This is a genomic window from Paraburkholderia sp. BR14374 (assembly GCF_040948685.1).
GTDB lineage: Bacteria > Pseudomonadota > Gammaproteobacteria > Burkholderiales > Burkholderiaceae > Paraburkholderia > Paraburkholderia youngii.
Window position 1 is genome coordinate 393334 of the sequence record NZ_JBFPKF010000005.1, and the last position, 25439, is coordinate 418772.

Genomic DNA, 25439 nt, shown 5'->3' on the forward strand with positions numbered 1-25439 from the left:
GCGAGCACCGTTCCAAAGCATGGATGAAGCTGGGAGAATGGCTGCTTCGCCATCGCTCCAGGAGAGTTCCGCCGATGCAAGCGCTTCCCGCTCCCACCTTCGATGACGTCCTCGACGCCGCCACGCGTCTCGAAGGCGTCGCGCACCGTACCCCCGTTCTGACGTCGAGCACGTTCGACGAGCGCACCGGCGCGTCGGTGTTCTTCAAGTGCGAAAACTTCCAGCGCATGGGCGCGTTCAAGTTCCGCGGCGCGTACAACGCGATTTCGCATTTCGACGCGGAGCAGCGCAAGGCCGGAGTGCTGACCTATTCGTCGGGCAATCACGCGCAGGCCATCGCGTTGTCGGCGCGTCTCGCCGGCATTCACGCGACGATCGTGATGCCGCACGACGCACCCGAGGCCAAGGTCGCCGCGACCAAAGGCTACGGCGGCGAAGTGATCACGTACGATCGCTACAAGGAAAATCGCGAGGAGATCGGCCGGCGCCTGGCCGAGGAGCGTGGCATGACGCTGATTCCGCCGTACGATCATCCGCACGTGATTGCCGGGCAGGGTACCGCGGTCAAGGAGCTGATCGACGACACCGGCCCCCTCGACATCTTGTTCGTGTGCCTTGGAGGCGGTGGGTTGATCAGCGGCAGCGCGTTGTCGGCGGCCGCGCTGAGCCCTGCTTGCACGGTGATCGGCATCGAGCCCGAAGCGGGCAACGACGGCCAGCAGTCGCTCGCGCGCGGCGAGATCGTGCATATCGATACTCCGCGCACGATCGCCGATGGCGCGGCCTCGACGCATCTGGGCCATTACACGTTCGCGGTCATCCGTCGGCTGGTCGCGCGAATTGAAACGGTCAGCGATGCGCAACTGATCGAGACGATGCGCTTTTTCGCGCAGCGCATGAAGATCGTCGTCGAACCGACCGGTTGCCTCGCGGCGGCGGCGGTGCTGAATGACATCGTGCCGGTGAAGGGCAAGCGCGTCGGCGTGGTGGTGAGCGGCGGCAACGTCGATTTGCCGAAGCTCGCGCAGTACCTCGCATGAGCGACTCACGTCGAGCCGCATGAAGAAACGGCTCGCCGATGCGAGCCGCTTTCTTATGCGTGAACCGCTTCAGCTTGCTACTTGTGCAGTGCTTTGTACGATCAGGTCGCGATACCCGTTGACGATCACGCTGTACGAGAAATAGGCGAACAGCAGCGCCGACAGAACGTGACACGCCCGCAGCAGACCGGCGCCCGCGCGCTTGCGTCCGTGGCTGCCGAGCCCGCAGATAAAAAGCGTCCAGCACAGGCCGCCGAGAAAGAAGCCGCCGAGGAAGATCAGTGCGGTCGTCGGGCTCGTTGCGCCGGCTTTCGCGATCAGCGCGCCGCCGACCGCCGCGAACCACAGGATCGCCGAAGGCGACGACACCGCCAGCAGCACGCCGCGCAGGAAGCCGCGCCATGGCGACTGATGCGCAGTAGCGTCGCCTTCGCCGGCAACAGCGGGTGCCGTGGCCGGGAACATCGCTTCACGCGCCATCTTCCAGGTGAGAAACAGCAGGATCGCCGCGCCGCCGATCCACACGACCCAGCGCACCGATTCGAACTGCAGCAGCGCAGCCATGCCCGCGAGCGCGAGCGCCGCGTAGATGAGATCGCCGACGCACGAGCCGAGGCCGAGCCAGAAGCCCGGCCGGAAGCCGTGCGACAGCGTCAGCGAAATGATCGCGACGTTGACGAGACCGATATCGAGGCATAGCGACAAGGACAGAAAAAAGCCGTCCGACATCATTGAAAAAGCGTGCATCCGCGCGAGCGCTCCATCCGTATTGGTTGTGTTGTTTGGCGCGCGTTTACAGACCGAGGCCCAACTCGTTCCACAAGCTGTCGATCCGCTGCTTGACCGCCTCGTCCATCACGATCGGGCGGCCCCATTCGCGGTCGGTTTCGCCCGGCCACTTGTTGGTCGCGTCGAGCCCCATCTTCGAGCCGAGGCCGGCTACCGGTGACGCGAAATCGAGATAGTCGATTGGCGTGCGGTCGACGAGCACCGTGTCGCGCGTCGGGTCCACTCGCGTGGTGATCGCCCAGATCACTTCGTTCCAGTCGCGGATATTGACGTCCTCATCGACGACGACGATGAACTTCGTATACATGAACTGCCGCAGGAAGCTCCACACCCCGAACATCACGCGCTTCGCATGGCCGGGGTAGCTCTTCTTCATCTGCACGATCGCCATGCGGTAGCTGCAGCCTTCGGGCGGCAAATAAAAGTCGGTGATCTCGGTGAACTGCTTCTGCAGCAGCGGCACGAACACTTCGTTCAGCGCGACGCCGAGCACCGCGGGCTCGTCGGGCGGTTTGCCGGTGTAGGTGGAGTGATAGATCGCGTCGCGGCGCATCGTGATCCGCTCGACCGTGAAGACCGGGAACCACTCCTGTTCGTTGTAGTAGCCGGTGTGATCGCCATACGGGCCTTCGAGCGCGTGTTCGTACATGGCCGACGCACCCTTCGACGGACGCGGCGGCGCGCCGGCCGGAGCGGACGAGGGCGCGCCTTCCTGCGGATAGATGAAGCCTTCGAGCACGATCTCGGCGCGCGCGGGCACTTGCAGACCGTCGACGCCCGGCGTGATGCATCTCGCGAGCTCGGTGCGCCCGCCGCGCAGCAGGCCGGCGAACTGGTATTCGGACAGCGTGTCGGGCACCGGCGTGACCGCGCCGAGGGTCGTCGCCGGGTCCGCGCCGAGCACGACGGCCACCGGATACGGCTTGCCGGGATTTTTCAGCGCGAACTCGCGGAAATCGAGCGCGCCGCCGCGATGGGCGAGCCAGCGCATGATCAGTTTGTTGCGCCCAATCAGTTGCTGGCGATAGATACCCAGGTTTTGTCGGCTCTTGTTCGGCCCTTTCGTGACCGTCAGACCCCAGGTGATCAGCGGCCCGGCGTCACCGGGCCAGCATGTCTGGATGGGCAATTTGCCGAGGTCGACGTCGTTGCCTTCCCAGACGATTTCCTGGCAGGGCGGCGCGCTGACCGTCTTCGGCGCCATGTCCCACACGGCCTTCGCTAGCGACAGCAGCTTGCCGGCGTCCTTGAAACCTTTGGGCGGTTCCGGTTCCTTCAGCGCGGAGAGTAGCCGGCCGACGTCGCGAAGCGATTCGAGCGCCGCCTGGTCGCCCGCGCCCGCTTCGGCATCGATGCCCATGCCGAGCGCGACGCGGCGCGGCGTGCCGAACAGATTGCCGAGCACCGGCAACGCATGGCGCTCGGTGTTCTCGAACAGCAGAGCCGGACCGCCCGCGCGCAGTACACGGTCGCACAGTTCGGTCATTTCGAGGTTCGGCGACACCTTTTGCGAAATTCGGCGCATTTCACCGATCGCCTCGAGGCGGCCGATGAAATCGCGCAAGTCTTTGTATTTCATCTGTGACGGGTTCAAGGCCGCATGCACGGCGCATAGGACTGAGGGCGCAGCAGGACCGACGGTGGTATCTGCGTGGCGCAAAAAACGATTGTCGATTTTACCTGCGTTAGCCAGCGCACGTAGATCAACCAAATGGTCTATCCCGAACAGCCAGGGTCGGATCGCCTAAAAGGCACATAGAACAGGGCTTCCGGCGGACTGAACACTGTTTATAATTACAAATAGTTATAGATATTGCATTCTATAGTGTTGACGATCTATAAAACCGTGCATAGAATCCGTCCACATTGGTTGCAGGGCGTTAACCTTTTTACCGTCGCCCCCGGTCCTCAGACGCAACGCGTCACCGTTTTACTTCCCTGCAGGGTAGAACGGCATTATTGAAGTCCCTCACCAGCGTCCACCAACGCTGGTTTTTCGCGTGGGAGCCATGCCCGTACACATTGAGTATGTGTGGGCTGTTTTTGAGATGGCTCCCCGAAACGGTATTTGTTGCCGTTTTCCCGACGTCGCTGCTGCCCAACCAGAGAGCACGCGATGTCTTGACTCTGCGAGCGCGCTGTACCGCCTGACTTGACCCGGCGGAGTTCGCGGATCATGCAAGATGGGAGATCTGAATGAACGCCTGGTTATCGTGGCGTCCTGATGAGCGTATTGCGCAGGCTGTGCGCGGTGCGCTGCGCCGCGGGACGCGACTGAGTCATCACCTGTTCAGCATTGTCGGCGGGGTCGCTGTGGTGCTGGCTCTCGCACTGTGGCTGATGCCGACCTGGCGCGGCGCGCTGGCTGCGCGTCTGATGCCGGTCATTTCCGCCGCCGTGCAAGCGGGTCCCGCCCGCCTGCTGCAAGGCAACCCGCTGCCGGCCATCGGACCGATCAGAAACGCCGGTGCATCCTCCGACGAATCGCTGTCGGCCAATTCACCGACCGCACCGAACACGCCGAGCCCCGCCGATGGGTCGAGCGACGGCAGCATGACCCTGACCTCGGCGACCACCAGCTTCGACGGCGCCTTCGACAACGCTGCCACGCCGGGCACCAGCACTGTCGCGCTCAACGGCCTCGATCCACGCACGATGCAGGGCGTCAGCGCGCTCGCGCGTCTGATTCCACAGCAACGCGTGTCCGCCGATGCGCGCGACGACCGCGTGCTCGTGTCGAGCCACGAGCAGGACCTGGTCGCGTCGTACCTTGCGCGGCGCTATCGCGTCGCGCAGGAACCCGTCAGCGAGCTCGTGAGGGCCGCGTTCGACACCGGCCGCGAAGTCGGCCTCGATCCGCTGCTGCTGCTCTCAGTGATGGCGATCGAATCGGGCTTCAATCCGTACGCCGAGAGCGGCGTCGGCGCACAGGGCCTGATGCAGGTTATGTCGAAGGTGCATTCGGACAAATTTCAGTATTTCGGCGGCCAGAGCGCTGCGCTCGAACCGCTCGCGAACATCAAGGTCGGTGCGCTGGTGCTGAAGGATTGCATCGCGCGCGGCGGCTCGCTGCCGGGTGGCTTGCGTCTGTACGTCGGCTCGAGCACGTCGGACGACGGTGGCTACGGCGCGAAGGTGATGGCCGAGCGCGGTCGTCTGCGCGATGTCGCACGCGGCCGCAAGGTGCCGATCAATGCGCCGCAAGCTCCGGTGCTGAGCGCGTCGACGACGCCGGCGCCGGCCGCCTCGACGAGCGGCGGCAACGGCAAGCGCGTCCAGGTGACCTTGCAGGGCGGCCACGCGCTGAGCTCGGAGACTCCGGCGGCGCACTCGCAGCCGGCCGATCAGCAGGACGACGCCAGCGCCAATTCGGCAACGCGCCATGTGGCGTCGGCGTCGGAGCTGGGGGCTTGAGTTAGACATTTGCTAGCCGCACGAAAAAAAGGACACCCGAGGGTGTCCTTTTTTGCGTCTGGCAGGCCGGTAGCCGCCGGCTCAGTGCCTAAACATCAATGCCGCCCGAACAGCTTCGCCAGCCGCTCGACAGCCTCTTCGAGCTTCGGATACGCGGTCGCATACGACAGCCGGATGTAGTCCCTCGGCGCGTGCGTGCCGAAGTCCATGCCCGGCACCAGCACGACGCCGGCATCGTGCAGCATCGCCTTCGTGAGCGCCGCGCTGTCGCCGGCCGCGGGATGCGCGACACCGCGGCAGTCGGCGTACACGTAGAACGCGCCGTCGGGCATTACGGGCACCGAGAAGCCGAGCGATTCGAGCGCCGGCGCGATGAAGTCGCGGCGTCGCTTGAATTCGAGGCGCCGCGCTTCGTAGATCGCGATCGTCTCCGGCTCGAAGCAGGCGAGCGCCGCGTGCTGCGCGAGCGCCGACGCGCAGATGAACAGGTTTTGCGCGAGCTTTTCGAACGCGCTGACCATCGCGGGCGGCACGACGAGCCAGCCGAGTCGCCAGCCGGTCATGTTGAAGTACTTCGAGAAGCTGTTGACGGTGACCACGTCGTCGCCGAACGACAGCGCCGACACGGGCTTCGCGTCGTAGCTGAGGCCCTGGTAGATCTCGTCGACGATCGTGAAGCCGCCGCGCGCCCGCACGGCCTTGACGATCCGCTCGAGTTCGGCCGGCTCGATCGACGTGCCGGTCGGATTCGACGGCGACGCGAGCAGCACGCCGCGGGTGCGCTCGCCCCACAGGCGTTCGACGTCGGCGGCGGTCAGCTGGAAGCGCTCAGCCGGCCCGCTCGGCACCATTACAGGCCTGCCTTCGGCGGCGATCACGAAATGTCGGTTGCACGGATAGCACGGGTCGGGCATCAGCACTTCGTCGTCGCGATCGACGAGCGCCGCGCACGCGAGCAGCAGCGCTGCCGACGCGCCCGCCGTGACCACGATCCGCGCCGGATCGACGTCGATGCCGTAGAACTCGGCGTAATGCGCGGAAATCGCGTCGCGCAGCTCGTGCACGCCGAGCGCGTTCGTGTATTGCGTGACGCCGCGGCGCAGCGCGCTCGCGGCCGCCTCGATGACCGGTTCGGGCGCGGTGAAATCCGGCTCGCCGATGCCCATGTGAATGATGTCGCGCCCGGCTCGTTCGAGCATCGCGGCCTCTTTGGCCAGTTCCATCACGTAGAAAGGCTGGATGGCATCGACGCGCGCGGCAAGCCGCACGAGAGGTTCGGTCACGGAGTTCATACGGTCAGATCCAATTCAGAAGCAGGGAACGGCGCCCACTCATCGAATGATGCGCTCATCGATGCGCACGGCGGCCTCCTTGCGGGCGCTCGAGGCGCTTCGCCCTGTGCAATGCGGCGTGGCGGGAGCCGATGCACCGCATGGTCCCGCCCGCGCAGCGTTCAGCTCTTACGAGCTGCCTGCGTTTCGGCGGCGCGCAGTTGCGCCGAGAGCTTGTCGAGCACGCCGTTCACGTACTTGTAGCCATCCGAGCCGCCGAACGTCTTGGTCAGCTCGACCGCTTCGTTGATGACCACGCGATACGGAATGTCGACGTGATTCTTCAGTTCGAACGCGGCGACCAGCAACACCGCGCGTTCGACCGGCGACAGCTGTTCGATCGGACGATCGAGGCATGGCGCGATCGCGGCGGACAATTCCTCCGAATCGCGCATCACGCCATGCAGGATTGCGTCCAGATGCTCGTGGTCGGCCTTGTCGTAACCTTGCGCGCCGCGCAGTTGCGCGTCGATCTCACCGCCGGGCGAGCCCGACAGCAGCCACTGGTAAAGCCCCTGCGTGGCCAGTTCGCGGGAGCGTCGGCGTGCGCTCTTCATGCCTCTTCCTCATCGTCTTCGTCTTCATCTTCGTCGTCATCGCCGCCGAGCTGTTCGAGCGCAACCGCGAGGTTCGCCATCTCGACAGCCACGCGCGCGGCGTCGCGACCCTTCTCGGTCATGCGCGCGACGGCCTGCTCGTCGTTCTCGGTGGTCAGCACCGCGTTCGCGACCGGAATGCCGAAGTCGAGGCCGATGCGCGTGATGCCCGCGCCGCTTTCGTTCGACACGAGTTCGAAGTGGTACGTCTCACCGCGGATCACCGCGCCGAGCGCGATCAGCGCGTCGAATTGCGCGCTTTCAGCGAGCTTTTGCAACGCAAGCGGGATTTCCAGCGCGCCCGGCACCGTGACGAGCAGCACGTCTTCGCCGGTCACGCCGAGGCGTTCGAGTTCTTCGATGCAGGAGTCGGCGAGGCCGTTGCAGACGGGTTCGTTAAAGCGCGCCTGGACGATGCCGATGCGCAGTCCGTCGCCGTCGAGATTCGGTTGATATTGTCCGATTTCCATGTGAATTCCGTAGTGTTTGAGTGGGCGCGAGGCGCGTGAGTGGCCGGATCAGACTTGCGGGGCTTGCGTTTTGCTACCGGGCATCGGAATGAAGCCCGTGACTTCGAGACCATAACCCGACATGCTGCCGAGCTTACGAGGGTTCGACAGCACCTGCATCTTGCCGACGCCGAGTTCGCGCAGAATCTGTGCGCCGACGCCGTAGGTCTTGAAGTCGACCGGCCGGCGCTTCAGCGCGTCCGCTTTTTCCTTCGAGTCGAACGCCTTGAAGACGTCGATCAGATGGTCTTTCGAGTCGCCGCAGTTCAGCAGCACGACCACGCCGAGATCGCGTTCCGCGATTTCTTTCATCGCCGCATCCAGCGTCCAGGAGTGCGTGGATTCGCCGACTTCGAGCAGATCCAGCACCGACAGCGGTTCGTGCACGCGCACCGGCGTGTCGCAATCGGGCGACGGCGTGCCGCGCACCAGCGCGATATGCGGCTGGCCGCTCGGCTGGTCGAGATACATGACCGCGCGAAACGCGCCGTGCGCCGTTTGCATCGTGCGTTCGCAAATACGCTCGACGATCGATTCCGTGCGGCTGCGATAGTGGATCAGATCGGCGATCGTGCCGATCTTCAGGCCGTGCTCCTTGCCGAACTGGAGCAGGTCAGGCAGACGCGCCATCGTGCCGTCGTCCTTGATCACTTCGCAGATCACCGCGGCGGGCGTGAGGCCCGCGAGCCGCGTGAAGTCGCAGCCGGCCTCGGTATGGCCGGCGCGCACCAGCACGCCGCCCGGCTGGGCCATGATCGGGAAGATATGACCCGGCTGCACGATGTGTTCGGCCTTTGCGTCCGGCGCGACCGCGGCTGCGATCGTGCGGGCCCGGTCGGCTGCCGAGATGCCGGTCGTCACGCCTTCTGCCGCTTCGATGCTGACCGTGAATGCGGTGCCGTACTGCGTGCCGTTGCGGTAGGTCATCAGCGGCAAGTTCAGCTGTTTGCAGCGGTCCTGGGTCAGCGTCAGGCAGATCAGGCCGCGGCCGTAGCGAGCCATGAAATTGATCGCTTCCGGAGTGACAAACTCGGCTGCGATCACGAGGTCGCCCTCGTTTTCGCGGTCTTCTTCGTCGACGAGGATCACCATCCGACCGGCTTTCAGTTCGGCGATGATCTCTTGGGTGGAGGCGAGCGTCATGTTGGCGAGTTTTTCGGGAAAGCGCGTATTTTACGCCACGCGCGGGCCCAAGTCGCCTCCGCCAGAAGACATAGGCGGTTTGGCCGATTGACGAAGAGCGGGGCGTGGTTGCCATCGCGGCCCGCTTTACGGATTGCAATACTGCGGAACGGCACTTGCGGCGCAGCAGGCAGCTTCGTCTCACTACCCATCCGGAGACTGCAATGTCGAGGACCGTCGGCTATTGCATCACTGCAAGGCGTCACGCGCACGTCCAAGGAGCGCGGCCATGAGGCGCGGCGTCACGAGCGGGGGCTCGTCGCAGGCGCCCGTCACCGCGCTGCGCGCGAGCGCGTACCGGATTCCGACCGACGCGCCGGAAGCCGACGGCACGTTCGCGTGGGACGCGACCACGCTGGTCGTCGTCGAGGTCGACGCGGGCGGCGACACCGGCATCGGCTACACGTACAGCGACGCCTGCATCGTCGCGCTGATCCAGGGCGCGCTCGCCGCTTGCGTGCTGAATCACGACGGCCTGGACGTCGGCGCGCATTGGCAACGGCTACAACGCCAGGTGCGCAACCTCGGCCGCGCGGGACTGGCCGCCACCGCCATTTCCGCGATCGACTGCGCGCTGTGGGACCTGAAGGCGAAGCTGCTAGGCGCGCCGCTCGTCTGCGTGCTCGGCGCGCTGCGCCCGACCGTGCCGGTCTACGGCAGCGGCGGCTTCACTACGTACACGAACCAGCGCTTGCAGCAGCAGTTCGCTGGCTGGGTCGCGCAGGACGGCTGCCGGTGGGTCAAGATGAAAATCGGCAGCGAGCCCGACAAGGACCCGGAGCGCGTCGCGGCGGCGCGCGAGGCGATCGGCGGCGCGGGCCTGTTCGTCGACGCCAACGGCGCGTTCACGCCGCAGCGGGCGCTGTACTACGCGCAACGCTTCGCCGAGCACCAGGTGAGCTGGTTCGAGGAGCCCGTGTCTTCGGACGACGAAGCGGGCCTGCGCACCGTGCGCGAGCACGTGCCGGCCGGCATGGAGATCGCCGCCGGCGAATACGGCTACACGCTCGACGATTTCCGCCACCTGCTCGCGACCGGTGCCGTCGACGTGCTGCAGGCCGACGCGAGCCGTTGCGGCGGCATCACCGGCTTTCTGCAGGCCGCCGCGCTGTGCGATGCGTATCACGTGCCGCTGTCCGCCCACTGCGCGCCGGCGCTGCATCTGCACGTCGCGTGCGCGGCGCCGCGCATGCGACATCAGGAGTGGTTCCACGACCACGCCCGGATCGAAGCGATGCTGTTCGACGGCGCACCGCGTTTGCGCGATGGCCAGATGGAGCCGGACCTGTCGCGGCCCGGTTGCGGGCTCGAGTTCAAGCATGGCGACGCCGCGCGCTACCTCATCAAATAAAGCAGGCCAGAACAAGGAAGCGATATCGATGAGCTCTTCAGGCGTACCCGGATTGCTGTACACGGCGGCGGCGATTGCTGCCGTCGCGACGTTGGCCGCGCGCGGCGCGCGAGGACCCGAGCCGCATCCCGAACCACGCGGGAGCGGCCTGCGACACCGCGAGCGTCGAGCCTCCGTGACGTTCCCTGCCCGTGTGCACGCGAGAAAACCCACTGACGAGGTCCAGGCACACGTCGAAGCGGCCCGCACCTTCAACCATAGCTCCGCGCTGCTCGCGCTGTCGGTGCTCGCCGACAGCGCGATGGAGCACTACCGCGGCTCGTTCGACAACCCCGCGATGTTCGCGCCGCTCGTCAGTGCGAGTCTGTCGCTCGCCGCGGGTCTGCATGGCGGCGCGGATCGTCGCGGCCAAACGCATCGTGCACGCCATGCGATTTATCTGAGCGCGGCGGCGACCGGCATCGCCGGCACGGGGTTCCATGTCTACAACGTGATGAAGCGCCCGGGCGGCTGGAGCTGGAACAACCTGTTTCACGCGGCGCCGCTCGGCGCGCCGATTGCGATGCTGCTTTCGGGCGCGTTCGGTGCCGTCGCCGAACGGCTGCGCGACCAGCCCGCCGCCGACCCGCGACTGCTCGGCATGCCGGCCGGCCAGGCGCTCGGTCTGCTGGTCGCGGCCGGTCTCGTCGGCACCGTGGGCGAGGCCGCTCTGCTGCATTTTCGCGGCGCGTTCCAGCATCGGGCGATGTACGCGCCGGTCAGCATTCCGCCCGTCACCGCGGCGCTGCTCGCGCATGCCGCGCTGGCCGCTCCGCGCGAGCGCTGGTACACGCGGCTGTGGTTGCGCATCACGGCCGCGCTGGGCTTTATCGGCGCGGGATTTCACGCACGCGGGATCGCGCGTCGCCAGGGCGGCTGGCGCAACTGGAGCCAGAACCTGTTCGACGGGCCGCCACTGCCCGCGCCGCCGAGCTTTTCCGCGCTGGCGCTCGCCGGGCTCGCCGCGCTGCGTTTGCGGGAGACTGAAAAATGACCCACCAACCACGCTCGACCCGAGCCACCCGCTATCCCGGTTACGACGTGCTCGACAAACGCGCGACGCCGTCGTGGGACGCTCACACCCGCGCGGTGATCGCCGAACGCCTCGCGACACCGCTCGAGCCGCGTTTTTTCAGCGCCGTCGAATGGCTCGCGGTCACCTCGCTGTGCGCGCGTATCGTGCCGCAAGCGAACGCGCAACCGGTGGTGCCGCTCGCCGCGCTGCTCGACGCGCGCCTCGCCGGCAACAGCAACGACGGCTACCGCGACGCCCGTTTGCCGCCCATGCGCGACGCCTGGCGCATCGGCCTTGCCGCGCTCGATGCCGAATCCCGCGAGCGCGGCGGCCTGCCGTTCGCAAGTCTCGCGCAGGACGCGCAGATCGCGCTGCTCGGCGACATGCAGCGCGGCGAACTGACGAACCCCGCGTGGCGCGGCATGCCGTCGAAGCTGTTTTTCAGCGAGCGGGTGCTGCACGACATTTGCGGGCTCTACTACTCGCACCCGCATGCGTGGAGCGAGATCGGTTTCGGCGGCCCGGCGAATCCGCGCGGCTACGTGCGCATGTACCTAAACCGGCGCGATCCGTGGGAGGCGGTCGAAGCGACGCCCGACACGCACGAGCAGGCCACGAGGGAGAACCGCCGTGTCCGATGACGCGCAGCAACGGCCGCGCGGCAAGGACGGCCGCGCCCCCGACGTGTTCCAGCGCGGCGGCTGGGTGCCGATGCGCACGTACTCCGACGGCGAAGAGGTCGATTTCGCGATCGTCGGCACCGGCGCCGGCGGTGGCACGCTCGCGTGCCGGCTCGCGGAGAAAGGTTTCAAGGTCGTCGCGTTCGATGCCGGCGCGTGGTGGCGTCCGCTCGAAGAGTTCGCTTCGGACGAGGCGCATCAGGAAAAGCTGTTCTGGACCGACGAGCGCATCTGCGACGGCGACAATCCGCTGAAGCTCGGCCACAACAACAGCGGCAAGGCGGTCGGCGGCAGCACGGTCCATTTCGCGATGGTGTCGCTGCGTTTTCGGCCCGAGTGGTTCAAGGCGCGCAGCGTGCTCGGCTATGGCGCCGACTGGCCGCTCGACTGGCGCGAGATGTGGCGCTACTACGGCGAGGTCGAGGACGCGCTGAAAATCTCCGGACCGGTCAACTATCCGTGGGGTCCGAAGCGGCCGCGCTATCCATATCGCGCGCATGAGCTGAACGCGGCGGCACTGGTGCTCGCGCGCGGCGCCGAGGCGCTCGGCATCGGCTGGTGCCCGACGCCGCTCGCAACCATCTCCGCGCCGCGCGGCCGCGCGCATCCGTGCGTGTACCGCGGCTTTTGCGTGTCCGGCTGCGCGACCAACGCGAAGCAAAGCGCGCTCGTCACGTGGATTCCGCGTGCGCTGCGTGCCGGCGCCGAAGTGCGCGACCTCGCGATGGTCGGTCGCGTCGTCACCAACGACGCGGGGCTCGCCACCGGCGTCGAATATCTGCGCGAAGGGCATTGGCGATTCCAGCGCGCGAAGCACGTAGTGGTGGCCGGCTACGCGATCGAAACGCCGCGCCTGTTGCTGATGTCGGCCAACAGCCGCTTTCCGGATGGACTCGCGAACAGCTCGGGACTCGTCGGCAAAAACCTGATGGCGCAGTCGAATCAGGCCGTCTACGGCACCTTCGACGAAGACATCCGCTGGTACAAGGGCCCGCCGTCGCTCGCGCTCACCGAGCACTGGAACTACGAAGACAAGGGCAAGGACTTTTTCGGCGGCTACTGCTACATGAGCCAGGGGCCGCTGCCGAACGGCTGGGTCGCGGTGCAGAACGGCCGTGGCTTGTGGGGTGATGCGCTCGGCGCGGAGATGCTCAAGTACAACCACCAGGCGGGGCTGAAGATCGTCGGCGAGATGCTGCCGCAGCAGCGCAACCGCGTGACGCTTGCAGACGAAAAGGACCAGTACGGGCTGCCGATCGCGCGCGTCACCTATTCGTGGTGCGACAACGACAAGCGGCTCATCGCGCATTCGCTAGACTTCATGGAGCAGGCGCTCGCGGCCGCGGGGGGCAACGAGATCTGGCGCGAGACCGACGACACCTGCCACCTGAACGGCACCGCCCCCATGGGCGACGATCCGGCGACGAGCGTCGTCGATGCGGACTGCCGCAGCTGGGACATCCGCAACCTGTGGGTGTGCGACGGCTCGGTGTTTCCGACCGTCGGCGGCGTGAATCCGTCGTTGACGATCCAGGCGATCGCGTGCCGCACGGCCGACCGCATCGCCGCGCTGGCCGCGCGCGGTGAGCTATAGGTTTCGCATCGTTCGCCGGATGGAGGCGTGTATGAAGCGCACCTGGACGATCATCGGGGTCGATGACGTGGCTCGCAGCTTCGGCTGGTATCAGCAACTGTTCGGTCAGCCGCCGACGTCGCCCGCTCACGACGACTTCGGACAGATCCGCGACACGGACGGCACCGTGTTGCTGTGTCTGCATCAGTGGGGCGCGCATGAACACCCTACGTTGACGAGCCGCGACAATGGTCTGCCCGGCAACGGCCTGCTGCTGTTTTTCCGGGTCGATGATTTCGATTCGTGCGTCGCGCGGGCCCGGGCGCTCGCCGATCGTTTCGAACAAGAGCCGCGCATCAATTCGCACACGGGCACGCTGGAATTCGCGCTGCGCGATCCGGACGGGTACTACGTGATGGTCAGCGCGCTGTCCGAGACGTGAGGCTTTGTCGCCAGTCACACCTGCCGGGCACAACATGCTCTGCGAGCATCGAAGCTTGGCGCAGATCATGTTCGCGGCGAGAAAACGGCCTCTTTTTCAATGCGCACCATGCATGGTGCGATGCAAAATCCATAGAATGGCCGGGGCTGTTGGCCTCACCATACCTTGAGAGTATGAAAGAGGACGGGAAAAGTATTGGACGGGCCAAATGGGCGAGGGGTATAAAAACATCCAATGAACTCACTTCTCGCCGCAGCCGCCATGCCCCAAGCGACCATCGAACGTATCGAAACCCGCCTCGTCGATCTGCCGACGATCCGCCCTCACAAGCTGTCGGTCGCCACGATGTACGGGCAGACGCTGATGCTGGTCAAGGTGTACTGCAGCGACGGCATCGTCGGGATCGGCGAAGGCACCACGATCGCCGGCATGGCCTATGGCCCGGAAAGCCCCGAGGCGATGAAGCTCGCGATCGACGCCTACTTCGCCCCGGCGATGATCGGCAAGGACGCGACGCAGATCCAGGCGCTGATGGCGCACCTCGGCAAGCTGGTCAAGGTCAATCATTTCTCGAAGAGCGCGCTCGAAACCGCGCTGCTCGACGCGCAAGGCAAGCGCCTCGGCGTGCCAGTGAGCGAGCTGCTCGGCGGACGTCGCCGTGAGCGCCTGCCGGTTGCGTGGACGCTCGCGTCGGGCGATACCGCGAAGGACATCGCCGAAGCCGAGCACATGCTCGACGTGCGCCGCCACAAGGTCTTCAAGCTGAAGATCGGCGCGAAGGAACTGAAGACCGACATCAAACACGTCGCCGACATCAAGAAAGCGGTCGGCGAGCGCGCCGCGGTGCGTGTCGACGTGAACATGGCGTGGAGCGAGACCCAGGCCGCCTGGGCGATTCCGGCGCTGGCCGACGCGGGCTGCGAGCTGGTCGAGCAGCCGGTTGCATCCGCCGCGGCGCTCGCGCGCCTGATGCGGCGCTTCCCGGTCGCGCTGATGGCCGATGAAGTCCTGCAAGGACCGGACAGCGCGTTCGAGATCGCGAAGAACGGCGGCGCCGATGTGTTCGCGATCAAGATCGAACAGAGCGGCGGCCTGTTCGCCGCGCAGCGCGTGGCCACGATCGCCGATGCCGCCGGCATCGAGCTGTATGGCGGCACGATGCTCGAAGGCGCGTTCAGCACGGTCGCGTCGGCGCATCTGTTTGCGAGCTTCGCGAACCTGCAATGGGGCACCGAACTGTTCGGGCCGTTGCTGATCACCGAAGAAATTCTAACCACGCCGCTTGATTACAGCGACTTCGAACTGACCGTGCCGAATGGCCCTGGTCTCGGCATCGAACTCGACGAGGCGAAGGTCAAGCGATTCACTCGAGACGGGCTGATGAAGGTCACCCGCTAAACCGATTCAGATCAAGAGGAGTCAACGATGCTTTTCCACGTGCGAATGGACGTGAACCTGCCGGTTGACATGCCGGCCGAAGTGGCGAACGAAATCAAGACCCGCGAGAAGGCTTACTCGCAGGAACTCCAGCGTAGCGGCAAGTGGCGTCATATCTGGCGCCTCGTTGGCGAGTACGCGAATTACAGCATCTTCGATGTAGAGAGCAATGCCGAACTTCACGACATTCTGTCCGGTTTGCCTCTGTTCCCGTACATGAAGATTTCGGTGACGCCTCTGTGTCGTCACCCGTCGTCGATTCGGGACGACGACATCTGAGCCCAGGGGCCAGGCGCATTTCAAGGCGAGCGCATCCAAAGCCATCTTTTCCCCCTATACCAACTGGAGACAGTCATCGTGAGCGTCAAAGTATTTGAAACCAAAGAAGTGCAGGATCTGCTGAAGGCCGCTTCCAACGTCGATGCCGGTAACGGCAATGCACGTTTCCAGCAGATCGTTTTCCGTCTGCTGGGTGACCTGTTCAAGGCAATCGATGACCTCGACATCACGCCCGACGAAGTCTGGGCCGGCGTCAACTATCTGAACAAGCTCGGCCAGGACGGCGAAGCAGCGCTGCTCGCAGCCGGCCTCGGTCTCGAGAAGTACCTCGACATCCGCATGGACGCCGAGGACAAGAAGATCGGTCTCGAAGGCGGCACGCCGCGCACGATCGAAGGCCCGCTGTATGTGGCCGGCGCGCCGGTGCGCGACGGCGTGTCGAAGATCGACATCAACGCCGACGAAGACGCGGGCCCGCTCGTGATCCGCGGCACGGTCAAGGATCTGGACGGCAAGCCGGTCGCCGGCGCGCTCGTCGAGTGCTGGCACGCGAACTCGAAGGGCTTCTATTCGCACTTCGATCCGACCGGCGCACAGACCGAGTTCAACCTGCGCGGGGCGGTGAAGACCGGTGCCGACGGCAAGTACGAGTTCCGCACGCTGATGCCGGTGGGCTATGGCTGCCCGCCGCACGGCGCAACGCAGCAACTGCTGAACGTGCTGGGCCGTCACGGCAACCGTCCGGCGCACGTGCACTTCTTCGTCAGCAGCGACGGTCATCGCAAGCTGACCACGCAGTTCAACATCGAAGGCGATCCGCTGATTTGGGACGACTTCGCGTATGCAACGCGCGAAGAGCTGATTCCGCCGGTCGTCGAGAAAACCGGTGGCGCGGCGCTGGGCCTGAAGGCCGATGCGTACAAGGACATCGAGTTCAACTTCACGATCACGCCGCTGGTTCAAGGTAAGGACAACCAGCTCGTCTATCGTCTGCGCGCTTCGGCCGAAGCGTGATCGCACGAGGCGGCGCCGTGGCGACACGGCCGCCGCCTTTCGTTGCCAACGGCCGGCAGTCCTGTCGGCCGGACCAATCCCCTGAAGCGTCGAGGAGTCGACGGTGTCGAGCAAACTTCGTGAGCAGGCAGCGCACGATGTCGCGTCCGTGCTGCCCGAGCGGGCCCACGATCTGGCGCGCCTGCTGATTCTGGTCGACGACAGTGAACCGGTCGTCACCGTCGTCGGCAAATACAACCACGGCAAGAGCAGCCTGCTCAACGAGCTGTTGGGCCGCGATGCGTTCGCGGTGTCCGACCGGCGCGAAACGGTGCGCCTGTCCGACAGCGTGCATCAGGGCGTGCGCTGGCTCGACGCGCCGGGACTCGACGCCGACGTCGGCAGCGAAGACGACCGCGAAGCGTTGCGCGCCGCGTGGCTGAAGTCCGACATTCGCCTGTTCGTGCACGCCGCGAAAGAGGGCGAGCTCGATGCGAAGGAACTGACGCTGCTGACCGAGCTCGACGCCGATCGCGTCAGGACCGGGCGGCAGACGCTGTTCGCGATGCAACAGTGGTCGAGCCTCGAAGCAGTCCGAAACCTCGCCGATCGTTTCGACGATCAGGCGCTGCTTCTCGTGTTCGGCAAGTTCAACGCGGGCAAGAGCTCGTTCTGCAATTTCCTCGCCGAGCGCTTCGCCGCGCACGAGCGCAGCGTGCAGTATTTCCATGTGGATGCGGGCCGCGTCGTCGAGACATCGGAGCCCTTTACCGAAGGCGCGACCGAAACGACTTCGCGGCTGCAGGGCGTGCGTCTCGGCGCAAAGCTGGTGCTGCTCGACACGCCGGGATTGCATCCGGTGACGCCGGAAAACGCTGCGCTAACGCAGCGCCTCACCGATAGCGCCGACGGTGTGTTGTGGCTGACCGGCTCCACCTCGCCCGGCCAGGTGCAGGAGCTCGACGAGCTCGGCCGCGAATTGCATCGAAACAAGCCGCTGCTGCCGGTCGTGACTCGCAGCGACGAGTACGAGGAAGACGAAGTCGACGGCGAACTCGTCAAGTGTCTGCGCAACAAGAGCGTGTCGCGTCGCGCGCTACAGGAGCACGACGTCAGCGTGCGCGCGGAACACAAGCTCGTCTCGATGGGCGTCGACAAGGCGCTGCTGAAACCGCCGGTGTCGGTGTCAGCGTATGTGGCGCGCGAGGCGGGGCAGACCGCGGCGGCCATGAGTGACGCGGGCTTCGAGCGGCTCTATGCCGCGTTGCTCGACATCGCCGGACCGGCGCTCGCGGATAAACGGCGCAAGCGGGCCGAGGTGCTGCTGCATCATCTGGAAGAGAATGTGCTCGGCAACCTGCGAAGCGATGTGCTGCCGTTGCTTGCCGAACTTGGCGAGTCGTCGCAGGCGGCGCTCGAGCAGCTCGAGCAACAGCAGGAGCGGCTTGCCAATGCGGTGTGGCGCGGCATCGTGCCGACGCTGCCCGCGTTGCTCGATGCGCATGCGGCGACGCGTGACGTGATCGGGCTGTGCAATGCGCTGTCGCAATCGATATTCGAGCTGTACCGGCGCGAGGCAGACAGGCTGCTGGGCGACTATCTGATCGAGCCCGACGCTTCGCTCGCACGGATCGAACTTGCTGACGATGCCGGTTTCGACGATATCGTCGTCGAGCGTTTGGTCGGAAATGGACCGATGACCGAGGTCGCGGGCGTCGACTATGGCCGCCTTCACGCGGCGCTCAGCCGCGCGATTCGCGAGTGCGTGCTGAATCTGTCCAACCATGCCGCGCAACGGTGCCGCGCGTCGATCGCTCAGTTGATGAAGCTCGCGCGGCGTCTTGAAGCGTCGTTAGCGACGCATGAGGAAGGCTTGCTCGATCTGAAGTCGCGGGTGCGATTGAAATCAGTCTGACGCGCCGTGCAGATGCCCGGCGTCGGCGTGATCGTGAACGACCGCGGTGTCTCACCGTTCTCATCGCGCGGCATCGGATCGGGGCGCTTGACCGCCTCGACGGCGCGTGACTACTTCAACGATTGATCGCCGTCGCGCGGCGCATTGAGCATTCGCTCGACATAGCGCGCAATCAGATCGATTTCCAGATTCACTTTCACGCCATCGCGCAGATGCTTGAGCGCCGTCACCTGCACGGTATGCGGAATCAGATTGATCGAAAACTCGCAGCCGTCGTCGCGATCAGCGACGGAGTTCACGGTCAGGCTCACGCCGTTGACCGTAATCGAACCCTTGTACGCGAGATAGCGGCCGATGTCGCGCGGCGCGAGAATGCGCAGTTCGTGCGATTCGCCGACCGGCGCGAAACGCGTGACGGTACCGAGCCCGTCGACGTGTCCGGACACGATATGTCCGCCGAGCCGGTCATGCGCGCGCAGCGCTTTCTCGAGATTGACCTCGCCCGTTTCGCCGAGACTGGCCGTGCGGTTCAGGCTTTCGCGCGATACGTCGACTTCGAACGAATGAGCGGTCTTCGCGACCACCGTCATGCAGGCGCCCTGGATCGTGATGCTGTCGCCGAGCTGCACGTCGGCGAGGTCGAGGCCGCCGGCTTCGACGTTCAGGCGTACGCCCGCGTCGCCGCCCGCGCCAAGCGGCTTGACTGATTCGATGCGGCCCACTGCCGCGACGATTCCTGTAAACATCGTGCTAATCCTTGGTCATTTCGAAACGGTGGGGGACACGGCATCGGTCCCGGGTACGGCCGCCTGCGCGAAGCGCGCGAGAATCCGCAGATCGTCGCCGATCCGCTCGACCGTGTGGAAATTGAGCTTCACACGGTCTTCGAGCAGGTCGGGCGCGTCCAGATTGAACATGCTCATCGAGTCCACGCCGAGCAGGCTCGGCGCCAGATAGACGAGCAGTTCATCGACGCAGCCTTCGCGCAGCAGCGAGCCGTTCAGCTTGTAGCCGGCTTCGACGTGCAATTCGTTCACGTTGCGCTCGCCGAGCACACTCAGCATGCGCGGCAGATCCACTTTGCCGAACGCGTTCGGCAGCGGCACGATCTCGGCGCCGCGCTCGCGCAGCGCAACCGCGCGTTCTTCGAGACGCGCATCGAGCTCGCCGCAGAAGATCAGCGTCGGCGCGCCGGCCAGGATCTGCGCGTCGAGCGGCACGTCGAGCTGGCTGTCGATCAGCACGCGGTGCGGCTGGCGTGGCGTATCGACCGCCCGCACGGTCATGCGCGGATTGTCTTCGCGCACGGTGCCGATGCCCGTCAGGATCGCCGACGCGCGCGCACGCCACGCATGACCGTCGGCGCGCGCGGCCGCGCTCGTGATCCACTGGCTCTCACCCGAAGGCAAGCCGGTGCGGCCATCGAGCGATGCCGCCACCTTCATGCGCACCCACGGACGGCCGCGCGTCATGCGCGACACGAAGCCGATGTTCAGCTCGCGCGCTTCGTTTGCGAGCAGCCCGCAGCGCACTTCGATACCGGCTTCGCGCAGCATCGCGAGACCGCGGCCGGACACCTGGGGATTGGGATCTTCCATCGCCGCGATCACGCGGCCGATCTGTGCTTCGATCAGCGCGCTGGCGCACGGCGGCGTGCGGCCGAAATGGCTGCACGGTTCGAGCGTCACGTAGGCGGTCGCGCCGCGCAGGTCGTGGCCGCGCGAGCGCGCGTCCTTCAGCGCGCGAATCTCGGCGTGATCCTGGCCGGCCGGCTGCGTGTAGCCTTCGCCGATCACCTCGCCGTTTCTGACGAGCACGCAACCGACGCGCGGATTCGGGTCGGTCGTGTACATGCCGCGCTTCGCGAGCGCGAGCGCGCGTTCCATATGGACGAAATCGGTTTGCGAGAACATCGGTGTCCGTTGTGGTGCGGTGTCTGGGTCGTGCGGGTTGCGGCTTTTGCTTGAAGTCCGGGTTCAGCCCTTCAACGCTACGAACGCGCCGCGCGCGGCGTCGATCGTCGCGTCGATCACTGCGTCGTCGTGCGCGCTCGACACGAAGCCCGCCTCATACGCGGACGGCGCGAAGTACACGCCCGCGTCGAGCATCTTGTGGAAGAACGCGTTGAAGCGCGGCACGTCGCTCTTCGTGACGTCGGCGAAGCTCGTCGGGATCGATTCGCGGAAGTAGATGCCGAACATGCCGCCGAGCGCATCCGCGGCGAACGGCACGTTTGCTTCGCGGGCGACCTGCGCGAGCCCTTGCGCGAGACGCGTGGTGCGTGCGGCGAGCGTGTCGTAGAAGCCGGGCGCCTGGATCAGCTGCAGCGTCTTCAGGCCGGCCGCGACCGCGATCGGATTGCCCGACAGCGTGCCCGCCTGATAGACGCCGCCGAGCGGCGCGAGGTGAGCCATGATGTCGCGCCGTCCGCCGAACGCCGCCGCCGGCATGCCGCCGCCGATCACCTTGCCGAGGCACGTAAGGTCCGGCGTGATGCCGTAGAGCTGCTGCGCGCCGCCGAGCGCAACGCGGAAGCCGCACATCACTTCGTCGAAGATCAGCACCGAACCGTACTCGGTGCACAGGCGCCGCAGCGCCTGCAGGAATTCGGGGGTCGCACGCACGAGGTTCATATTGCCCGCAACCGGCTCGACGATCACCGAGGCGATCTCGTTGCCGAACGCCTCGAACGCTTCTTCGAGCTCGGCGACGTTGTTGTATTCGAGCACGGTGGTGTGCTTCGCGATATCGACCGGCACGCCCGCCGAGGTCGGATTGCCGAAGGTCAGGAGGCCCGAGCCAGCCTTGACGAGCAGGCTGTCCGCATGGCCGTGATAGCAGCCTTCGAACTTGACGATGCGGCTGCGGTTCGTGAAGCCGCGCGCGAGCCGCAGCGCGCTCATCGTCGCCTCGGTGCCGCTCGACACCATGCGCACCTGTTCGATCGACGGCACCAGCTTGCAGATTTCCTCGGCGATCTGGACTTCCGACTCGGTCGGTGCGCCGAACGAGAAGCCATTCACGAGCGCGCGCTGCACGGCTTCGAGCACTTCGGGATGAACGTGGCCGAGGATCATGGGACCCCACGAGCCGATGTAGTCGGTATAGCGCTGGCCGTCCGCGTCCCAGAAGTACGGGCCTTTCGCGCGCTCGATGAAGCGTGGCGTGCCGCCGACGGAACGGAAAGCGCGCACCGGCGAATTCACGCCGCCGGGGATCGTGCGTTGCGCGCGTTCGAAGAGGGTTTCGTTTCTGGACATGGCGATGGCTGGAATAGGGAGCAGGGTTGCGCAGCGGCGCAAAGGGCCTCGGACGATTCCCGCGGACACTTCGCGCGATGCTGGGATGGATCGAGAAATTGTACCGGACTCGGGGCCGGCGGGCTGTGCGCGCGGGCGGCCGCGGCGGCGGGAATTTCAGGCCTGGCTGCCCGGAGCGGGCAGCGCCGGCGGCTTGCGCTTGCCGGTCAATTCGGCCCAGCGCTTCTCCAGCGCGCCTTCGGCGATCGGCTTGATGATCGTGCCCGAGCTTTGCGCATCCCACGTCTGCACCGAAAACGGATGCACACGCAGCTGATCGCGCGGGATGACCGGCGCGCGATGCGCATCGACGAGCCAGTCGTAGACGAAGTCGATGCACAGCCGATAGCCGCGTTTGGTCGACGCGTCGGGGACTTCGTACGGCGCGCGCGTCACGTAGCCCGAACCGAAGATGCCCTTCGGCTCCTGCGCGACGCGATGCAGGAACACGCGGTCGCCTGGCAAGATGCCGCGCGCGAAGCCGCAGCCCCATGCGTCGGTCACCGCTTCGCCGGCGGCCACGCGTTTGGCGATGTCGGGCAACTCGGGCCACGGCCATTTTTTGGGGCTCCAGATCAGCAAAAAGGCGGTCATCGCGGGGTTCGAACGGGATCGGGGGAAGGGGATGGGCATGCAGGCGGCAGCTTAACCGATCGACGCTCTTTGCGCCGCGCGGCGCTGCCTCGCGTACAGTCAGCGGGTTAACCGTCGCGTACAATCGAGCCGGTCGGCTGATGGCCGTTCCCGCTTCACCCGTTCCGCTGCCGATGACGGCGCGGCGTTCCATCCGGATTTCCCATGTCTCACGTCGTCAAACGCCGGCCCGATGGCCGGCTGATTTTGGTGCTCGGCGCGCTGGCCGCGTGCGGGCCGATTTCCATCGACATGTATCTGCCGAGCCTGCCGAGCATCGCGCAGGCCTTCGCGGTCGGCACGGGCGCCGCGCAATCGACGCTGACGAGCTTCATGTTCGGCTTTTCGATCGGCATGCTGCTGTACGGTCCGCTGTCCGATACGTATGGCCGTCGGCCGATCCTGCTCGGCGGCATCATCATGTATGCGCTCGCGAGCATCGCCTGCGCGCTATCGATCTCGATCGGCTCGCTGGTCGGCTTTCGCTTCGTGCAGGCGTTGGGCGCGGGGGCGGCGTCGGTGCTGGCTCGCGCGATCGCGCGGGACGCGCACGAGCCGGGCGATGCGGCGCGCGTGCTGTCGATGATCGCGATCGTCACGGCGATCGGTCCGCTGCTCGCGCCGCTGATCGGTGGACAGTTGCTGCTGCTGGGCGGCTGGCGTGCCGTGTTCGTCGCGCTGACGCTGTTCGGGGCCGTGTGCGCGGTGACCGCATTCCTGAAGGTGCCGGAGACGTGGCCGCGCGAGATGCGCGCGCAGTCGGCGCTGCTGAAGTCGTTCGGCGCGTATGGCACGCTGCTGCGCGATCCGGTCGCGTGGGGACATATGTTGTGTGGCGGCATGGCTTTCGCGTCGATGTTCGCGTACATCACGGCGACGCCGTTCGTCTACATCGAGTATTTCCACGTGGCCGCACAGCACTATGGCTTCCTGTTCGCGCTGAATATCGTCGGCATCATGTTCGGCAATTACCTGAATACGCGGTTCGTCGGCCGGCTCGGGCCGGTGCCGATCATCTCGTTCGCGGCGACCGTGAGCTTCGTCGCGTCGCTGTTCGTGTCCGTCGTGTCGCTGACGGGGTGGGGCGGCTTGTGGTCGATCGTGTTTGGCCTCTTCTTCGTCGTCAGCGTGGTGGGCGTGTTGTCCGCCAACTGCACGACCGATCTGATGCATCGCTATCCGGTCAACGCAGGTGCCGCGGCGGCCGTGTTCGGCGCGGTGCAGCTCGCGCTGGGCGCGTTGTCGAGCCTCGCGGTCGGACTGTGGCAGGACGGCACGCCGAAGGGCATGGGCATCGTGGTCGGCGTGGCGGGCTGCCTGTGCTTTGTCGGACGCAGGCTCGTGATGCGCTGGAACGGGAGGAAGTCGCCGGTTGCGGCTGTGTAGCGTGTGCTGTTTGGGTATTGAGGTCGAGCACTGCGCGGGCCCTGTGAAAACGGCGTGAAAGCCATATGACGCTCGAGCTACACGGGCTGTCGGTATCGACCGACGCGTGAGTTCACCGGGCGCGTCTCCGGAAAACACCTGGTGTTGCGCGCGCACCACCGTGCGTCGCGGTTTGCATTGCTATGATGAAGTCACTGTTCCTCGGAGCGGCAATCATGGCGATCAAAGACCTGATAAACGGCGAACGGCAATTTGCCGCATTCGCCGAAGCGCAACGGCTGGCCGACAGCGGCGCTTACTACGATTACACCGACATCGAATATGTGTTGCGCTTTGATCACGGGTTGACTGATGTATCGGCTCTGCTCGATAGCCAGCTGATGCATCGCGATCTGAATCGCCGTTGTGCCGATGCGCGCGAGAAGCTCGAGATCGCGGATGCGTGATGCTCGGTGTGCGGGTTTGCGCTGAATCGAGCACGGCGATGAACCGCTCCGGGAATTTCACTTCTGGAGTGGTTGATGACCGATAGCACGCACGCCCCACGTTTGCCTCACACCGACAATCCCGCCGCGCTGGCGAGACCCGGCGGTCACTACAGTCATGTGGTGGTCGCGAATGGCTTCGTCTTCGTGTCCGGGCAATTGCCGATCAATGCGCAAGGCGACAAGCTCGCCGATGCGCCATTCGACGCGCAAGCCGAACAGGTTCTGGCCAATGTGAAGGCGGCGCTCGAAAGCGTCGGCAGCAGCGTCGCGCAACTGGTGCAGGTGCGCGTGTATGTCGTCGATGTCGAACATTGGGCGAGCTTCAATCAGATCTACGCGCGCTGGGCCGGTGAGGCGAAACCGGCGCGTGCGGTCGTGCCGGTGCCGCAGTTGCACTATGGGTTCAAGATCGAGGTTGAGGCGGTGGGGGTGGTTTAGTTCGGGGTGGTGCAAGCGAGTACCTGAAGCTTCGCAGGCTTTTCTCGTTTTCACGATCAGATCCTGCCGAAGCACGCGGCAAAGGTCGAGCATCAACCGGCGATGCCTTGGCGCGACCTTGCCGAACGGGCGCTTGCGCATACTGTGTCGGGCAAGGGATCGGCTTGTGCATTCGAGCGAGGCTCTATCGATATTCGTCAATCTCAACCGTGCCGCCCATGGCTTCCATCATGGTGCGAATTTCGTCGGGCACATCCGGCACGCGGTCGCCGCTCTCGTTGTCCCAATAACAGAAGAAACGCATCTGTGCGCCAGTGCGCATGAGCAATTCGGGCAGGTCTGAACGGGGCAATGCCAAGCGTTCCACAAGATAGCGAAGGTGAGGCGCAAGAAGATTACTCTGAACATGCCCCTTGCTATCCACACTCCATACGCCGATTCGAGCGGGGTACTTGCTAGTGCGCCCAGATGGTGTAGTGCGGAATTGCCCCCGAACGCTCTGCATGTCCGGTTCAACGCCAAAATAGTTTGTCCAGAATTCGGGCCGCTCCACGTCCTGATAGATAGTGAAAGAAGCATGTGCAAGTTGATGGGTCGTTACCATAACGTT

Annotated in this window: 25 protein-coding genes; 14 read left to right on the forward strand and 11 right to left on the reverse strand. The window is 65.4% G+C overall.

The features are described from left to right. Positions 1–74: 74 nt before the first annotated feature. The gene (locus tag AB3X86_RS14980) at positions 75–1040 is read left to right on the forward strand and encodes a threo-3-hydroxy-L-aspartate ammonia-lyase (protein ID WP_368596545.1); all 966 of its coding nucleotides are present in this window, start codon (positions 75–77) and stop codon (positions 1038–1040) included. 69 nt (positions 1041–1109) lie between these two features. On the opposite strand, the gene AB3X86_RS14985 is transcribed toward AB3X86_RS14980, so the two are convergent. Both AB3X86_RS14985 and AB3X86_RS14990 read right to left on the reverse strand, forming a co-directional pair. Continuing rightward, positions 1110–1787, reverse strand: a complete 678-nt coding sequence (locus AB3X86_RS14985; protein ID WP_176105296.1) for a LysE family translocator — start codon at positions 1785–1787, stop codon at positions 1110–1112. A 46-nt stretch (positions 1788–1833) separates the two neighbouring features. Next, complete coding sequence (locus AB3X86_RS14990; protein WP_368596546.1) at positions 1834–3408, reverse strand: UbiD family decarboxylase; 1575 nt, start codon at positions 3406–3408, stop codon at positions 1834–1836. Between the two features lie 617 nt (positions 3409–4025). On the opposite strand from AB3X86_RS14990, the gene AB3X86_RS14995 reads away from it, so the two are divergent. Beyond that, complete coding sequence (locus tag AB3X86_RS14995) at positions 4026–5243, forward strand: transglycosylase SLT domain-containing protein (RefSeq protein WP_368596547.1); 1218 nt, start codon at positions 4026–4028, stop codon at positions 5241–5243. 95 nt (positions 5244–5338) lie between these two features. On the opposite strand, the gene AB3X86_RS15000 is transcribed toward AB3X86_RS14995, so the two are convergent. The 4 genes from AB3X86_RS15000 to ribBA form a co-directional block, all read right to left on the reverse strand. Further along, positions 5339–6535 (reverse strand): pyridoxal phosphate-dependent aminotransferase, encoded by a 1197-nt coding sequence (locus AB3X86_RS15000; RefSeq protein ID WP_176105299.1) that lies wholly within the window; start codon positions 6533–6535, stop codon positions 5339–5341. A gap of 161 nt (positions 6536–6696) precedes the next feature. Continuing rightward, entirely contained in the window at positions 6697–7131 is a 435-nt protein-coding gene (gene nusB, locus AB3X86_RS15005; protein ID WP_176124419.1) for a transcription antitermination factor NusB, read from the reverse strand. After that, on the reverse strand, positions 7128–7640 hold the full coding sequence (gene ribH, locus AB3X86_RS15010; RefSeq protein ID WP_013090228.1) for a 6,7-dimethyl-8-ribityllumazine synthase: 513 nt from the start codon (positions 7638–7640) through the stop codon (positions 7128–7130). Before ribH ends, nusB begins: the two co-directional genes overlap by 4 nt. Positions 7641–7688: 48 nt before the next feature. Further along, positions 7689–8822, reverse strand: coding sequence for a bifunctional 3,4-dihydroxy-2-butanone-4-phosphate synthase/GTP cyclohydrolase II (gene ribBA / locus AB3X86_RS15015; RefSeq protein WP_184226357.1), 1134 nt, complete (start codon positions 8820–8822; stop codon positions 7689–7691). 268 nt (positions 8823–9090) lie between these two features. Between ribBA and AB3X86_RS15020 the strand changes: the two genes are divergently transcribed. The 9 genes from AB3X86_RS15020 to AB3X86_RS15060 all read left to right on the forward strand — a co-directional run bounded on the left by AB3X86_RS15020 (position 9091) and on the right by AB3X86_RS15060 (position 18585). After that, complete coding sequence (locus AB3X86_RS15020) at positions 9091–10212, forward strand: enolase C-terminal domain-like protein (RefSeq protein ID WP_368596548.1); 1122 nt, start codon at positions 9091–9093, stop codon at positions 10210–10212. A 28-nt stretch (positions 10213–10240) separates the two neighbouring features. Beyond that, on the forward strand, positions 10241–11245 hold the full coding sequence (locus AB3X86_RS15025) for a hypothetical protein (protein WP_368596549.1): 1005 nt from the start codon (positions 10241–10243) through the stop codon (positions 11243–11245). Continuing rightward, complete coding sequence (locus AB3X86_RS15030) at positions 11242–11907, forward strand: gluconate 2-dehydrogenase subunit 3 family protein (RefSeq protein WP_176381210.1); 666 nt, start codon at positions 11242–11244, stop codon at positions 11905–11907. Before AB3X86_RS15025 ends, AB3X86_RS15030 begins: the two co-directional genes overlap by 4 nt. Continuing rightward, complete coding sequence (locus AB3X86_RS15035; protein WP_368596550.1) at positions 11897–13540, forward strand: GMC family oxidoreductase; 1644 nt, start codon at positions 11897–11899, stop codon at positions 13538–13540. The genes AB3X86_RS15030 and AB3X86_RS15035 overlap by 11 nt, the downstream gene beginning before the upstream one ends. 31 nt (positions 13541–13571) lie before the next feature. Next, a complete protein-coding gene (locus tag AB3X86_RS15040; protein ID WP_368596551.1) occupies positions 13572–13961 on the forward strand; it encodes a VOC family protein in 390 nt (129 codons plus the stop codon). A 261-nt stretch (positions 13962–14222) separates the two neighbouring features. Continuing rightward, complete coding sequence (locus AB3X86_RS15045; RefSeq protein WP_368596552.1) at positions 14223–15359, forward strand: muconate/chloromuconate family cycloisomerase; 1137 nt, start codon at positions 14223–14225, stop codon at positions 15357–15359. Between the two features lie 27 nt (positions 15360–15386). Beyond that, complete coding sequence (catC, locus tag AB3X86_RS15050) at positions 15387–15677, forward strand: muconolactone Delta-isomerase (RefSeq protein ID WP_013090220.1); 291 nt, start codon at positions 15387–15389, stop codon at positions 15675–15677. A gap of 78 nt (positions 15678–15755) precedes the next feature. Next, positions 15756–16691, forward strand: coding sequence for a catechol 1,2-dioxygenase (gene catA, locus AB3X86_RS15055; RefSeq protein WP_176105309.1), 936 nt, complete (start codon positions 15756–15758; stop codon positions 16689–16691). 103 nt (positions 16692–16794) lie between these two features. Beyond that, positions 16795–18585 carry a GTPase gene (locus AB3X86_RS15060; RefSeq protein ID WP_368596553.1) on the forward strand — a complete coding sequence of 597 codons (1791 nt, stop codon included), beginning with the start codon at positions 16795–16797 and terminating at the stop codon, positions 18583–18585. Positions 18586–18695: 110 nt separating this feature from the next. On the opposite strand, the gene AB3X86_RS15065 is transcribed toward AB3X86_RS15060, so the two are convergent. The 4 genes from AB3X86_RS15065 to AB3X86_RS15080 all read right to left on the reverse strand — a co-directional run bounded on the left by AB3X86_RS15065 (position 18696) and on the right by AB3X86_RS15080 (position 22478). Then, positions 18696–19331: a riboflavin synthase gene (locus AB3X86_RS15065; RefSeq protein WP_368596554.1), complete on the reverse strand. Its 636-nt coding sequence runs from the start codon at positions 19329–19331 to the stop codon at positions 18696–18698. Between the two features lie 15 nt (positions 19332–19346). Continuing rightward, positions 19347–20498 (reverse strand): bifunctional diaminohydroxyphosphoribosylaminopyrimidine deaminase/5-amino-6-(5-phosphoribosylamino)uracil reductase RibD, encoded by a 1152-nt coding sequence (gene ribD / locus AB3X86_RS15070; RefSeq protein WP_176124409.1) that lies wholly within the window; start codon positions 20496–20498, stop codon positions 19347–19349. A gap of 63 nt (positions 20499–20561) precedes the next feature. Further along, a complete protein-coding gene (gene hemL / locus AB3X86_RS15075) occupies positions 20562–21845 on the reverse strand; it encodes a glutamate-1-semialdehyde 2,1-aminomutase (RefSeq protein WP_368596555.1) in 1284 nt (427 codons plus the stop codon). A gap of 156 nt (positions 21846–22001) precedes the next feature. After that, positions 22002–22478: a hypothetical protein gene (locus tag AB3X86_RS15080; protein ID WP_176381219.1), complete on the reverse strand. Its 477-nt coding sequence runs from the start codon at positions 22476–22478 to the stop codon at positions 22002–22004. 204 nt (positions 22479–22682) lie between these two features. On the opposite strand from AB3X86_RS15080, the gene AB3X86_RS15085 reads away from it, so the two are divergent. From AB3X86_RS15085 to AB3X86_RS15095, 3 genes are all read left to right on the forward strand, one after another. Further along, on the forward strand, positions 22683–23903 hold the full coding sequence (locus tag AB3X86_RS15085; protein WP_368596556.1) for a Bcr/CflA family multidrug efflux MFS transporter: 1221 nt from the start codon (positions 22683–22685) through the stop codon (positions 23901–23903). A 215-nt stretch (positions 23904–24118) separates the two neighbouring features. Next, positions 24119–24349 (forward strand): hypothetical protein, encoded by a 231-nt coding sequence (locus tag AB3X86_RS15090; protein ID WP_176105316.1) that lies wholly within the window; start codon positions 24119–24121, stop codon positions 24347–24349. 75 nt (positions 24350–24424) lie between these two features. Further along, a complete protein-coding gene (locus AB3X86_RS15095) occupies positions 24425–24829 on the forward strand; it encodes a RidA family protein (RefSeq protein ID WP_368596557.1) in 405 nt (134 codons plus the stop codon). A gap of 184 nt (positions 24830–25013) precedes the next feature. Here the strand turns inward: AB3X86_RS15095 and AB3X86_RS15100 are convergent, their stop codons facing one another. After that, positions 25014–25433, reverse strand: a complete 420-nt coding sequence (locus AB3X86_RS15100; RefSeq protein WP_368596558.1) for a DUF4279 domain-containing protein — start codon at positions 25431–25433, stop codon at positions 25014–25016. Positions 25434–25439: the final 6 nt, after the last annotated feature.

What these genes read in the sequence shown, in the direction of transcription:
- AB3X86_RS14980 (WP_368596545.1), top strand. Translation starts at nt 75, where the DNA reads ATGCAAGCGCTTCCCGCTCCCACCTTCGATGACGTCCTCGACGCCGCC.
- AB3X86_RS14985 (WP_176105296.1), bottom strand. Translation starts at nt 1,787, where the DNA reads ATGCACGCTTTTTCAATGATGTCGGACGGCTTTTTTCTGTCCTTGTCG.
- AB3X86_RS14990 (WP_368596546.1), bottom strand. Translation starts at nt 3,408, where the DNA reads ATGAAATACAAAGACTTGCGCGATTTCATCGGCCGCCTCGAGGCGATC.
- AB3X86_RS14995 (WP_368596547.1), top strand. Translation starts at nt 4,026, where the DNA reads ATGAACGCCTGGTTATCGTGGCGTCCTGATGAGCGTATTGCGCAGGCT.
- AB3X86_RS15000 (WP_176105299.1), bottom strand. Translation starts at nt 6,535, where the DNA reads ATGAACTCCGTGACCGAACCTCTCGTGCGGCTTGCCGCGCGCGTCGAT.
- nusB (WP_176124419.1), bottom strand. Translation starts at nt 7,131, where the DNA reads ATGAAGAGCGCACGCCGACGCTCCCGCGAACTGGCCACGCAGGGGCTT.
- ribH (WP_013090228.1), bottom strand. Translation starts at nt 7,640, where the DNA reads ATGGAAATCGGACAATATCAACCGAATCTCGACGGCGACGGACTGCGC.
- ribBA (WP_184226357.1), bottom strand. Translation starts at nt 8,822, where the DNA reads ATGACGCTCGCCTCCACCCAAGAGATCATCGCCGAACTGAAAGCCGGT.
- AB3X86_RS15020 (WP_368596548.1), top strand. Translation starts at nt 9,091, where the DNA reads ATGAGGCGCGGCGTCACGAGCGGGGGCTCGTCGCAGGCGCCCGTCACC.
- AB3X86_RS15025 (WP_368596549.1), top strand. Translation starts at nt 10,241, where the DNA reads ATGAGCTCTTCAGGCGTACCCGGATTGCTGTACACGGCGGCGGCGATT.
- AB3X86_RS15030 (WP_176381210.1), top strand. Translation starts at nt 11,242, where the DNA reads ATGACCCACCAACCACGCTCGACCCGAGCCACCCGCTATCCCGGTTAC.
- AB3X86_RS15040 (WP_368596551.1), top strand. Translation starts at nt 13,572, where the DNA reads ATGAAGCGCACCTGGACGATCATCGGGGTCGATGACGTGGCTCGCAGC.
- AB3X86_RS15045 (WP_368596552.1), top strand. Translation starts at nt 14,223, where the DNA reads ATGCCCCAAGCGACCATCGAACGTATCGAAACCCGCCTCGTCGATCTG.
- catC (WP_013090220.1), top strand. Translation starts at nt 15,387, where the DNA reads ATGCTTTTCCACGTGCGAATGGACGTGAACCTGCCGGTTGACATGCCG.
- AB3X86_RS15065 (WP_368596554.1), bottom strand. Translation starts at nt 19,331, where the DNA reads ATGTTTACAGGAATCGTCGCGGCAGTGGGCCGCATCGAATCAGTCAAG.
- ribD (WP_176124409.1), bottom strand. Translation starts at nt 20,498, where the DNA reads ATGTTCTCGCAAACCGATTTCGTCCATATGGAACGCGCGCTCGCGCTC.
- hemL (WP_368596555.1), bottom strand. Translation starts at nt 21,845, where the DNA reads ATGTCCAGAAACGAAACCCTCTTCGAACGCGCGCAACGCACGATCCCC.
- AB3X86_RS15080 (WP_176381219.1), bottom strand. Translation starts at nt 22,478, where the DNA reads ATGACCGCCTTTTTGCTGATCTGGAGCCCCAAAAAATGGCCGTGGCCC.
- AB3X86_RS15085 (WP_368596556.1), top strand. Translation starts at nt 22,683, where the DNA reads ATGTCTCACGTCGTCAAACGCCGGCCCGATGGCCGGCTGATTTTGGTG.
- AB3X86_RS15090 (WP_176105316.1), top strand. Translation starts at nt 24,119, where the DNA reads ATGGCGATCAAAGACCTGATAAACGGCGAACGGCAATTTGCCGCATTC.
- AB3X86_RS15095 (WP_368596557.1), top strand. Translation starts at nt 24,425, where the DNA reads ATGACCGATAGCACGCACGCCCCACGTTTGCCTCACACCGACAATCCC.
- AB3X86_RS15100 (WP_368596558.1), bottom strand. Translation starts at nt 25,433, where the DNA reads ATGGTAACGACCCATCAACTTGCACATGCTTCTTTCACTATCTATCAG.